Origin of the sequence: Algoriphagus sp. AK58 (genome assembly GCF_014324365.1) — a bacterium.
In the GTDB taxonomy this organism is placed as follows: Bacteria; Bacteroidota; Bacteroidia; order Cytophagales; family Cyclobacteriaceae; genus Algoriphagus.
Genome location: NZ_QEIG01000006.1, coordinates 1 through 13,016, shown reverse-complemented (window position 1 = coordinate 13,016; position 13,016 = coordinate 1). Strand labels below are relative to the sequence as shown.

Below are 13,016 nucleotides of genomic sequence, written 5' to 3'. Positions count from 1 at the left end.
TTATAGCAAGGATTATCACTTAAATTTTTAGAGATGAAAAAAATCGTAAAAACACTTTTGATTTCAATCCTCACTTTAGGCCTGCTGCTTTTTCTTGGATTCAAACTTTCCCCTTATCCATCAGTCTGGATCATCCGATATGCCTTTAATCAAGAGGCAGTACGGGTAAATGAAGAATTGGAGCAGCATGTACCTGAAGGAATTAAAACCCTTAGCAACATACCCTATGACGAAAACGATCCGGATGCTTTCCTGGATGCCTACTTCCATCCCGATTCTGTCCAAGAAAAAGGATCCCTTCCTGTCATCGTGTGGACGCATGGAGGAGGATTGATTTCAGGTGACAAAACCCAACTAAGCAACTACTGTAAGATTCTTGCCTCTAAGGGTTTTTTGACCGTCTCAATAGATTACACCATCGCCCCTGAAGCAAAATATCCCACTCCTATTCAACAGCTCAATAAAGCATTGGCGTTCATTTCTTCCCATCCCGAAACATTTCATGCCGACACGGCTTTTTTTGTTTTGGCGGGAGATTCAGGCGGCTCCATGATTTCGGCCGCGGCGGCCAATGTCATCACCAGCCCATCCTATTCCCAACTGACCAAAGTAAATCCAGGCCTGCAAGCCCATCAACTCAAAGGTTTGCTTTTATACTGTGGGATCTATGAAACGGATAACTTAAACACTGAAGGTGCCTTCGGGTCCTTTCTCAAAACGGTCATGTGGGCCTATTTCGATACGAAGGATATTTCCAATCATGCGTACGCCAAAACCGCATCGGTCACCAACTTTCTCACTGAAGCATTTCCGCCCACCTTTATTTCAGCCGGAAACAATGATCCTCTTCTGCCCCAATCCAAACTTTTGACAGAACGACTTTCCGCCCTGGGAGTATCGATAGACACTTTATTTTTCCCAAAAAATCAGGAACCTCCACTGGGACATGAATATCAGTTTAAACTTGATGAATCCGGAAAACTCGCACTGGACAGGTCTGTGAAATTCCTAAAGTCAATCTCCAAATGACGCGTCCAACCCCACTTGGGCAGTGGATTAAGTACTCGGCTGAAAGGAGAATACCAATCGACCTTATTTTCTATAGAAAGTCAACCTACCCTAGTTTCCATCCGCATCACTTGGTTCTTCAGAATTTTCAATCCTGAAGCTATGTTCGGAAATTTTCAATTTCTATGTATTCCAGCCAAAGTCCTTCCCTAGCATATTCAATTCCCAGATTAGACTAAATTTGAACCTCCTAGACACTTTTTACACATGGTTACGAATCATCTCCTGACGGGCTTCGCCTTTGGACTCTCCCTATCCATCGTCTCCTGGATGGTTGGCATCATCGGTAATGCGCTTTTGCTAAAAACAAGCTACTACGAGAAGCTCTCGCACCTGAATTTCATCCCAAGCAAAACACTAAACAAAGCCCTTGGGATCTGGCATTTTAAATGGCTCGTGAAAAACAGCTTTTTCAGATTCTTGAATCAGGCCATCAAGGTGGAAGGCAAGCAAACCGATCTGGCCTCGATCCGCCATCAAATGACCCTCGCTGAGGTCAGTCACTTGATCGGATTTGTGTTTGTGACCGGTGCTGCTGTCTATCAGAGTTATAATGTGAGCCTCATTTTTGGGCTTGCTATGATGATCCCAAATACCTTGCTCAACGGCTATCCCTCCCTCCTCCAGCAAGAAAACAAAAGGCGAATCGACCAACTGCTGAAAGGCCAAAAACTTCGGTAGCTTCTGTCACAGAAATAGTTATTACCTCTGGAGGCGCAGAGAACACCTCTATATCTACTCTTCAGGATTTTCAATCCTGAAGCCCTGTTCAGGAATTTAAAATTCTCTGCCCCCTACGTTCGTAAGTCTGCAAACAGCCATCTAATCCCTTATCAGATTAAGCCTCACCGCGGCGTCAGAAGAGAGGCATGGGTTTGTCCAAGTCTTTAGCCTGTTGGCCAGGAATAAGAGTATGCCCTTTGGATGAAAGGCTTGGAAAAGAATTCGCAATATATGGTTATTAGAAAGCCACCTGAAGGGAATGTATACTTCAACTTCCTATACTAATTTATTATCTCTGGCTACTTTGAGCAGCTGTTGGGTGGTGTTGACTTCCAGTTTTTGCATCAGGTTTTTTCGGTGGGTTTCGATGGTGAAGGGACTCAAACACAACTTATCGGCAATGGTAGGGCCTGAGTGTCCTTCATACAGCAGCACGAGGATTTCCTTTTCCCTACGGGTGAGCATGGGAAATTTTTGTAAAGCTTCCCGCACGGATTGGTATTGTTCGAGAATTTTTTGGTTGGCAGCCTTACTCAGGAAAATCTTACCCTGCTGCACCTCTTCCATTGCCTGAATCAATTCCTCCCGCTCCATATTTTTCAGCAAGTAGCCATTAGCCCCATTGCTGAGGAGTTGGGTGATGATACCCGCTTCGTTGGTAGAGGTGAGCCCGATGATTTTCACCAGTTTGTTGTCCTTTCGAATCCTCACGCAGAGCTCCAGTCCGTCGATATCGGGCAGGTTGAGGTCCAGCAAAATGAAGTCAGGTGATTGCCTCTCCAGGTAGGCAAGGGCTTCTTTACCACTTTTGCATACCGCTGCGAGACTCACGTCTTCCATATCTTTTACCATCATGGCAATCCCATCACCCACCAAGGGATGATCATCAACAACAAGAATTGATCGCATAACCAGTTAACCTAAAACCTGAACATACAAAATCCTTCTCATTATTCCTGAATCAGAAAATCCATCATTACGGTAGTCCCCACCTCTTTTTGGGAATCGATGGACATTTTCCCGTTGAGGTAGTTGACCCGGTTCTCCACCGAACTCAGGCCAGAGTGGATTTCACCATCCGATTCGGCGGTATTGAATCCCTTGCCGTTGTCCTCCACGGTGACCGATAGACGGTTGCCTTCCCGGTTGAATTGGATAATGGCCTGGGTGGCCCCGGAATGCTTGATGATGTTGTTCAGCAATTCCTGAATGATCCGGAACAGCATCACTTCCGTGGATGAACTCAGACGGGTGTCCATCCCGTAAGCCTGCAAGGAAACTTGCAGAAGCTTACCAGCACTGATGCTGTGACAGAGATCTTGAATGGCCTGCACCAAGCCCAACTTGATCAGTACTTCAGGCATCATGTTGTGGGCGATTCGCCTTACCTCTTCGGATGCGGTATTGACCATTTCATAACTTTTAGCGAATAGAGGCTCTGTTTTAAGGCTAGGCTGCTCGTGCTGCAGGGTACTGAAGTGCATTTTGATCGTGGAAAAAAGCCCTCCCAGTCCATCATGGAGGTCCTTGGCGATGCGGGTGCGTTCCGTTTCCTGTCCATTGACCATGGACTGGAGGGAGACGACTTGCTGTTGATGTTCCAAAAATTTAATCTGTTCCACCTGGAGCTTTTGGTCTTTTTCGGCGATGATTTGTCGTTGCTTGGCGTTGCGGTACAGAAGTCCCAATACCAACAAAAGTAAGGAACCTCCAATGCTCAGCCCAAGCAACATCCTATTCCGCTGTTGGACTTCAAGTTCTCTTGCCGCATTCAATTCATTCAATTTGGAGATTTCTTCTTCTTTCTTTTGGGTCTGGTACTTTGCTTCCAGAAAGTTTAGCTCTTTCAATTTTTCAGCGGACAGAATACTGTCACTGAGATGAATGGCCACTTGTGCGAAATAAAGCCCCTCTTTTTCCCGCTGACTCTTAGCATAAATTTTCGCTAAAAGCTTGGCCGACTTCAGGGAAAATTCTTCCATATCCAAGGCCCTTCCCTGTTCAAAAGCCTGTTTCAAAACAGGAATGGCTTGGTCGTAAAGGTGAAGGGAATCCAAGGCAGTTCCGATATTATATTTTGCCTCCACCACAGAATAATCCGACTCGGCATCAAGAGAGGACTTCAGATGAAACTGAAATTGAGCCAAGGCCTTTCGGTAATCTTGAGTCACCGTCATTTCGTACAAACCGGATTGCTCGTGAAACTGTATGCGTAAATCCTGCATCTGCCCTTCGTTGAGGTTGAAGGTTTGAAAGCCATTTTCAACCACCTCCAAGGTTTGACGAGCCTCTTCTCCTCTTCCTGTGTTCAGTTGGCTTTGAAACAATTCGTAGTAATACGGCACTTTAAGCACATCGCTCATCTCACTCAACATGGGAGTAATTCGTTGGATGTATTCATAAGCTTTGTCATGGAGCTTAAGCTGCCGATAGACACTCGCAATGTTTACATACAATGTGGATTTGCTGTTTGCGTTGTGTGGTAGCTGGTCCACCAGTTCAAGGCCTTTCAGGTAATATTCCAAAGCGCCCAAAAAGTCCCCGTTGAAATAGTGAATACCGGCCAGATTGTTGGTGGACCTCATGATCGCATCTCCCCTTGCGTCCAGATCGGGGATTTCCTGAGCCACTACCTGCATTCGGTTGAGATTTTCAATGGCACCTGCCCAGTCGTTTTGTAGATACAGGTGATTGCTCAGGATCAAATGATAGCGGGTAAGTTCTTTCAGTAGACGTTTGGACTTTGCCAGGTCATAGGCTTGTTGCAAAACTTCCAAGCCCTCTGGCACTTCATTTTTATGCCGGATCAGGTAATTGGCATAATCCAGCATGGCAGCTACCCTGAGTGTATCTTCCTTGGCAGTGTCTATGACCTTACGGACACTGTCCTCTTTGAATCGCTGCCCATACACCTGAAAAACCGAAAGAAAACTAATCAATAACACCAAAAAGCCGATCTTTTGTCTCATTCGTTTGACAGGGTTAAAAGTTTAATTAAGGTAAAAGTTATCCTAAGCAATGGGTCCCTGAGGCAGTGATTTTGGTATAAAAAACCAGACTGTTCAGGCTAACTGTTCTACCAAGAAAATCAAATTAATCCTGAACTCCACTACCTGAATTCAGGTATTTTTTATCCCTGACAACCACTGGATTAAGGGATTGTCAAGGGCTGGCCTGTCCTCTAGTTTTAGGGGTGATTTCAACTCCTCAAAACCTTACAAGCATGGGCAAGCTAACATTCGCCGGACTGATATTTTTCATTTTATCCCTGATGGGATCAAAGCTTCTTGCACAAGGGCTCAACGACTACCGATCAGTAGCCTCAGGCAACTGGGCCACAGCCTCCACTTGGCAACGATTTGATGGTACCGATTGGGTGGCAGCCATTACTGCTCCAGTCAGCACAGATGGTCAAATCACTATTAGAAGTCCACACTCAGTCAATTACAATTTGAATAGTACAATCGATGAGGTCCTAGTCGAGTCAGGTGCAACACTTAGCATAAACGGTGGATTTGCAATTAATAATGGCGCTGCAGATCATGACGTGATAGTGAATGGTAACCTAAACTTCTTTGCTGGTACTATCAGTGGCACTGGAACCTTATTGGTGAACGGTACCATGATTTGGAGTTCCTCATTTGGTCAAAATGGATTTTTAGCACCAGCTACCATATCGGCATCAGGAACGCTAAACATTGGGGGATCCTACGCTGTCCTTAGCGGATCACTTATCAATAACGGTACGACCAACCTGTCAAGCGGGGCTTTGGGATTTAGCACCAACGGGGCATTTATAAATAATGCGACTTTTAACATTACCAATACTGCCACTGACTTTGGATATCAAGAAGTTGCTCCCGGGTTTACCAACTCCAGCACAGGGACAGTGACAAAAACCAACTCCGGTAGTTTTCTTTTAGGTACCAATTTTACAAATGAGGGTACTCTAACTATTCAAACGGGTACTTGGCAAAATGGCGGAGGAACAACCTTTACCAACTCCGGGAGTATCGGACTCAGCAACAATGCGGTTTTCCGAAATTCAGGCTCTACGATCCAGTTCAATTCGGGCACATCCATCAGCGGAACAGGAACCGTTCAGATCGCAGGGGGAACCACTTCCTTCAACTCTGCTGTCAATCTACCCTCCACTGTCGGATTGGATTTTTCCTTGGGAACTATAAATGGAACAGGCTCCCTGTCAGTTAATGGAATTATGAATTGGAATTCAGGATTTGGCAATCATGGTTATGTAGTCTCCACAACCATTACCCAAACCGGAACACTCAACATTGGTGGATCTTATGCGGTGCTGAGTTCTTCACTAACCAATAATGGAACAACCAATCTTTCAAGCGGAGCATTGGGATTTGGGGCCAATGGGGCATTTACCAACAATGCTACATTTAACATCACCAATACCGCCACAGATTTTGGATTTCAGGGAACAGCTCCAGGCTTTATCAACAGCCCTACGGGAGTCATTAACAAATCCAGCAGCGAAATTTTCACAGTGGGTATCAACAGTTTTTCCAATGCCGGAACGATCAATATCAATGCAGGCACCTGGATTGTGAGCGGCGGAGGAACCTTTGAAAATACAGGAAGTATTGCCTTAAGCAATAATGCAGTTTTCCGAAACTCAGGGCCCACTATCCAATTCAATTCGGGCACATCCATTAGTGGAACAGGAATCCTTCAGTTCTCAGGAGGAACCACCTCATTCAACACTGCTGTCAATCTACCTTCCACTGTCGGATTGGATTTTACCATCGGGCTTTTAACTGGTTCCGGTTCGCTAACTGTCAACGGAGTCATGAATTGGAATTCAGGGTTTGGAAATCATGGTTACGTAGTCCCCACGACCATTTCCGAAACAGGAACTCTGAACATTGGTGGCTCTTATGCGGTGTTGAGTTCTTCACTGACCAATAATGGCACAACCAATCTTACAAGTGGTTCATTGGGATTTGGGGCTAACGGAGCATTTACCAATAATGGGACATTGAACATTACCAATACTGCTACATATTTCGGGTTTCAGGGCTCTGGTCCGGGCTTTATCAACGGCAGCACCGGGACAGTAATAAAGTCAAGTACCGGAACATTTACTTTTGGAATTCCCTCCTCAAATAGCGGTTTGATCAAAGGAATTGGAACCTTACAAATCAGTTCCACTTTCACCAATACCGGTAAGATTAATCCTGGATTATCGCCCGGAATTTTGGTCTTGAATGGAACACAACCTCTTTCTGCATCAAGTACACTTGAGATTGAAATCACAGGAAACGCCGGTGCCGGTCTAGCCAATGGCCACGATCAGGTGCAGCGGGAAGGCAATCTTACCCTGGCAGGTACTTTGACTGTGGCAGAAACAGGCACGGTGCCTAATGGAGATTATGTAATCGTGACTCTTTCGAGTGGATCCATCACAGGAACCTTTGCGACCACTAATCTGCCCCCGAACTATTCTTTGGTTTACAACACCAACAATGTCATCTTGAGAAAAGACCAGCCTGTGGTCAATGTGGTGCTGTCTGGTGCACTGACTGGAAACTTTACCACTCTTGGATCTGCATTTGCCTTTATCAATTCTCAGGGAGGAAGCGGTAACGTGACCGCTACCATTTTGGGTAACACATCAGAAACCAGTCAGGTGGTTTTAAATCAAACCGGTTATACAGTACTTGTGGTACCTGAAGGAAACCGAACTGTATCCGGCAATCTAAGCACTCCGCTCGTGTTGCTAAATGGAGCGGATAATGTGACGATCGACGGATTGGGTTTTGATGGAAACAACCGTTTAACCATTCGAAATATCAATACCGGGTCAGAGGCTAATGCCATCCGGATATTTGGTTCAGCCAATACTAATACCATCAGAAGATCTACGCTGGAAGGAAGTGGTGTTGGGAACACCGTGGCAACTGCTGTAGTCGCATTGAATATTAACAGTACTGAACTGGCGGAAAATAACACCATAGACAACAACCTGATCCGGCCAGCTTCAAGCAGTGGAGTAATCAATGGTATAGTGGTGTCTTCTTTTAACCCATCTGGCACTGGGCGAATCAACAATACGCTTATCACCAATAACCGAATTGAAAATGCATTTGTAAACAATTCCACTAACCTTAACCATGGAATTTATTCAAGGTTCAATGTGAACAATCTCACTATTGAGGGCAATTCCATCTATAATACCTCAACCTTCACCAACTCCACCAATGGCTCCAATTATTTCGGAATCCGGGCATCAAATGCACCTGACGGCCTAGGGGCAGGAGTCGTGATTAGAAACAACTTTGTGGGAGGTACAGAACCTGAAGCCAAGGGAGGAAAAATGGTGATTTCTTCCGCAGCAAACAGTCAACGTTTTGTGGGAATTCTTTTGGAAGACAACACCAGCGCAACAAGTCGAATCACAGGAAACGTGGTCAAAAATCTTTCCTTGGATATTGCCAATCCGACCACATCTGCCTTAAGCCCTTTCATTGGTATTTGGTCTTTATCCGGAAATGTTCAGGAGTATAACCAAAATATGGTGGGTGATTCCCTGGTGAATAATTCGATCTTACTGACTATGAGACCGGGATCGACAGGAGGACTCACCAGTAACGCACATTTAATACAGACAGCAGTAGCTACTGACATTGCCAATAATTTCGTAGGTGGACTCACGATCACCACCAATCCTATTGCAGGAAGTTCGGTTGCTCCTGGAATAAGCGTATTTAGCGTGAGTGGAAATCATCCATCACTAACCCTTAGAAACAACAAGATTGGATCCGATTTGGAAGGAAGTATCAGCATTACTTCCAATACTTCAGGAAGCTTCTTATTCAGAGGATTAATTGCCCAAAATTCAAATCTGAATCCTGTGTCGGTTTTGGATAAAAATACCGTCCAAAACATCACTGTCACAAACCGGGTGGATTTGTTGGCGATCACATATTTCAACAATACGTCCTCCGCTACACCAAATGTCTCCATAACCAACAATAAGATTCAGAAAATCAGAGTTTCCGGTACGGGTGGAGGATTGGCGGGGATTTTCTATAATTCTAATGGACCTGTAAATAACCTAAGTCAGACTCTACAAGTCAGCGGAAATCACCTTACTGATTTGATAGGGGTTTCCGGCACCAATCTGAACCTGACAGGCATCCGGGTACAAAACCTGTCCCCTGATGTCAATCGAATGAAAGGAAGTATTTCCGGGAATACAGTCCGTTCGATGACCAACCTTGCTACGGGTTCTTCTGGAATTTCAAGAGGTATTGCCATTGCTCATGACATTACAATTGGAGACAGTTTGGTAGTCGCCGAAAACCTGATCGAAAAGATTTCTTCGGCTACTGAGTTTGTCACTTCAAATAATGTAGGTACTAGTATGGGCCTATCTTATGGGGCAGTAAACTCAGGGACGAATGGGTTAGCTATCATCCGGGACAACACGATCAAGGAAATCGCTTCCACCTCCACAGCCAACCTTGCATTGACCGCCTTTGGTATTTCCTTGTTTGGAAACAATCTATTGGTAGAGCGAAATAAGGTATTCGACTTAACGAATGCCGCCACATCCCCTAATGGAAAAATTACCGGTATCTATATCCAAACCCGGACCGACGATAGTTCGATCGGAAGGATTCAGAATAATAAAATTGCTCTAAATACTACCTCTCCTGTGAAAATTCAAGGAATCGAGTTGGGAGATGGGGTAGTTAATAGTAAGATCTACCACAATTCTGTATTGATAGAAGGAAATTCAACTACGTCCAGCTATGCCCTTTTCAAAAAAGCCGTTGCCATCGCAGATGTAAAAAACAACATCCTTTACAATGCCACACAAGGAAGCGGAACTGCATTCAGTTTGGGTCTGGAAACCAGCGCCAACGGCTACACTGGCACCAACAACTATTTGGTAAGCCCAGCAGCTGCTTCTTTGGCAGAAATAGGCGGGGCAGCACAAACGTTGGACTCCTGGAAATCCATCACCTCACAAGATTCTGAGAGTAGAGAGGCAGAAAGTGGCATTACTACGATTTCTGATAATCTCTTCACCGATAAATCGGTTGCTGACCTCTTAATCAAAGTCGAAAATATAGGAGAAGCCTCCAGAATTTCTGATAAAGGAATAGCTATTCCTACGGTAACCAAAGACTTCCAAGGTGAAGCACGAAATGCCACAACTCCGGACATTGGAGCAGATGAGTTTGAATTAGCAGCCCCTTGCGTTCCTGAAGTCAGTATAGCTGCCGATCCAGGAAATGAAGTCTGTGAAGGAACTTCGGTAACCTTTATTGCCACTCCAGTCAACGGTGGTAATGCCCCAATCTATCAGTGGAAGTTGAACGGAAACAATGTGGGCACCAACAGTCCAACCTATACCAATGCAACTTTGGTTAATGGAGATCAGGTGACTGTAGTGATGACTTCCTCGGCTTCCTGTGCCGTTCCGACTGAGGCTAGTTCGAATACGGTGACCATGACTGTGACTGATACGATTGCTCCTGAAGTCAGCATCGCTGCAAACCCTGGCAATGAAATCTGTGAAGGAACTTCGGTGACCTTCACCGCCACTTCGGTCAACGGAGGGGATGCCCCAATCTACCAGTGGAAGTTGAACGGTAACAACGTGGGAACCAACTCAGCTACTTATACCAATGCGGCTTTGGCCAATGGGGATCAGGTATCTGTGTTGATAACTTCTTCCGATGCCTGCGCTAGTCCAAGCTCAGCTACTTCTAATACGGTGACAATGAGTGTGACCAATACCTTGGTTCCTTCAGTAAGCATAGTGGCTAATCCGGGCAATGAAATCTGTACCGGAACCAGCGTAACCTTCACCGCCACTCCGGTCAACGGAGGGGATGCGCCAGTCTATCAGTGGAAGTTGAACGGAAACAATGTGGGAACCAACAGCCCAACCTACACCAATCCGGCCTTGGCTAATGGAGATGAGGTATCTGTCGTGATGACTTCTTCCGCTACTTGCGCAAGTCCAACCTCGGCCACCTCAAACACCGTGACTATGACTGTGACCAGCACTTTGATTCCTTCGGTAAGTATCGCAGCCAATCCAGGAACTACTGTATGTGAAGGAACTTCCGTAACCTTCACCGCCACTCCGGTCAACGGAGGGGATGCCCCAATCTACCAGTGGAAGTTGAACGGAAACAATGTGGGCACCAACAGCCCGACTTATAACAATGTGGCTTTGGCTAATGGAGATCAGGTCAGTGTGGTCATGACTTCTTCTTCAGCTTGCGCAAGTCCTAATCCGGTTACTTCAAACACGGTTACGATGACCGTGACCAGCACTTTGGTTCCTTCGGTAAGTATTGCGGCAAATCCGGGCAACACTATTTGCTCTGGCACGCCAGTGACCTTCACCGCAACGCCAGTTAACGGGGGGGATACACCTTCTTATCAATGGAAATTGAATGGAGTCAACGTGGGCGACAACAGTCCGACTTTCACAAATGCTACCCTGAAAACCAATGATGTAATACAAGTAGTCATGACTTCTTCAGCTGCTTGTGTCACTTCGCCAATTACTAATTCCAATGTGGTGACTATACTTGTCACCACCGCTGTCACCCCATCCGTTTCCATCACTTCAAGTGCAGGAAGTGCCATCTGCCCCGGTACGGGAGTGAATTTTACAGCTAGCCCAATTAACGGCGGGGCAAATCCTGTGTACCAATGGAAATTGAATGGGGTTAATGTTGGCACCAATAGCCGATTTTATTCAAGTTCGACTCTTCAGAATGGAGATCAGGTAAATGTGGTCATGACCTCGTCGGCTTCTTGTGTGACTACCTCATCAGCAAGTTCCAATATCCTTACCATGACAGTCACACCAAGTGTAACACCATCTGTAACCATCACTTCAGACCAGGGAAGTGATATATGCGAAGGTACGAATGTGACTTTTAGAGCATCACCTGTCAATGGAGGGATCTCACCTGTATACCAGTGGAAACGGAATGGAGCTAATGTTGGAACCAACAGTCCACTCTACAGCACCTCAACATTACGTGACGGAGAACGAATTAGCTTGGTAATGACTTCCAGTGCCGCATGTGCCTCGCCTTCGACGGCAACCTCCAATGAAATAATAATGAACCTCCCATCATTTTCTGAGGATGACACCCCTAGAGTACGCATTGAGGCAAATCCTGGAAATTCCATTTGCTCAGGAACCTTGGTAACCTTTACGGCTACCCCTTCCTTTGGAGGAGATAACCCTGTTTATCAATGGAAACTTAATGGTGTTAATGTAGGAACCAATAGCCGATTCTATTCAAGTCCTTCTTTGCAAAACGGGGATCGGATAGAGGTTTTCATGTCAAATGCAGGATGCTCATTTTTTGGTCCCGATACTGCATTTTCAAATATCATCACCATGACAGTAACCAATCGGGTGGCACCTTCTGTTTCTATAGTTGCAAATCCAGGAAATGCCGTGTGTCCAGGAACTTCGGTAACCTTTACTGCCACTCCTGTAAATGGCGGTCCTACTCCGGCATATCAATGGAAATTGAATGGGGTAAATGTAGGAACCAACAGCCCTACTTATACCAATTCGAATTTAGCCAATGGAGATCAAGTCAGGGTAGAGATGACTACTTCTTCTACTTGCACTACTTCTGTATTCCCAGTTACTTCGAATACGGTAACCATGTCAGTTTCCAACCCGGTTGTACCTTCAGTAACTATAGTATCCAACATTGGTACTGCCATTTGCGAAGGAAGGAGCGTAACTTTTACAGCTACTCCTGTCAATGGTGGAGCGAGTCCTGTTTACCAGTGGAAATTAAACGGGACTAACGTTGGCAGCAATAGCCGCTTCTACACCAATTCCACTTTGAAAAATGGCGATCAGGTATCTGTGGTCATGACTTCTTCCGCAGCTTGCGCCAATCCTAATCCGGCTACTTCGAATACGGTGACCATGAGTGTGACAGAAACGGTAATTCCTTCGGTCAGCATCGTAGCCAATCCGGGCAATGAAATCTGTGCCGGAACCAGCGTCACCTTTACCGCCACTCCGGTCAACGGAGGAAATGCGCCGGTCTACCAGTGGAAACTGAACGGAAACAATGTGGGTACCAACAGCCCTACCTATATCAATGCTTCTTTGGTCAATGGTGATCAGGTCAGCGTAGTCGTGACTTCTTCCGCAGCTTGCGCCAGTCCTAATCCGGCCACTTCCA

5 protein-coding genes are annotated in these 13,016 nt (G+C 45.7%); 3 read left to right on the top strand and 2 right to left on the bottom strand.

Annotated features, from left to right (window positions below; translation table 11 throughout):
• Window positions 1-33: 33 nt before the first annotated feature.
• Together DDT91_RS05325 and DDT91_RS05320 are read left to right on the top strand one after the other, a co-directional pair.
• A complete protein-coding gene (locus DDT91_RS05325; protein ID WP_187175114.1) occupies window positions 34-1,029 on the top strand; it encodes an alpha/beta hydrolase in 996 nt (331 codons plus the stop codon).
• 246 nt (window positions 1,030-1,275) lie between these two features.
• Window positions 1,276-1,749, top strand: a complete 474-nt coding sequence (locus DDT91_RS05320) for a hypothetical protein (RefSeq protein ID WP_187175113.1) — start codon at window positions 1,276-1,278, stop codon at window positions 1,747-1,749.
• Between the two features lie 318 nt (window positions 1,750-2,067).
• On the opposite strand, the gene DDT91_RS05315 is transcribed toward DDT91_RS05320, so the two are convergent.
• A complete protein-coding gene (locus tag DDT91_RS05315; protein ID WP_187175112.1) occupies window positions 2,068-2,700 on the bottom strand; it encodes a response regulator transcription factor in 633 nt (210 codons plus the stop codon).
• Window positions 2,701-2,741: 41 nt separating this feature from the next.
• Window positions 2,742-4,760 carry an ATP-binding protein gene (locus tag DDT91_RS05310; protein WP_187175111.1) on the bottom strand — a complete coding sequence of 673 codons (2,019 nt, stop codon included), beginning with the start codon at window positions 4,758-4,760 and terminating at the stop codon, window positions 2,742-2,744.
• Window positions 4,761-5,014: 254 nt separating this feature from the next.
• On the opposite strand from DDT91_RS05310, the gene DDT91_RS05305 reads away from it, so the two are divergent.
• A partial coding sequence (locus DDT91_RS05305) for a hypothetical protein (protein ID WP_187175110.1) occupies window positions 5,015-13,016 on the top strand: 8,002 nt, incomplete at its 3' end.

Bases quoted from the DNA above. Each gene is read 5' to 3' on its own strand.
- DDT91_RS05325 (WP_187175114.1), top strand. From the start codon at position 34: ATGAAAAAAATCGTAAAAACACTTTTGATTTCAATCCTCACTTTAGGC.
- DDT91_RS05320 (WP_187175113.1), top strand. From the start codon at position 1,276: ATGGTTACGAATCATCTCCTGACGGGCTTCGCCTTTGGACTCTCCCTA.
- DDT91_RS05315 (WP_187175112.1), bottom strand. From the start codon at position 2,700: ATGCGATCAATTCTTGTTGTTGATGATCATCCCTTGGTGGGTGATGGG.
- DDT91_RS05310 (WP_187175111.1), bottom strand. From the start codon at position 4,760: ATGAGACAAAAGATCGGCTTTTTGGTGTTATTGATTAGTTTTCTTTCG.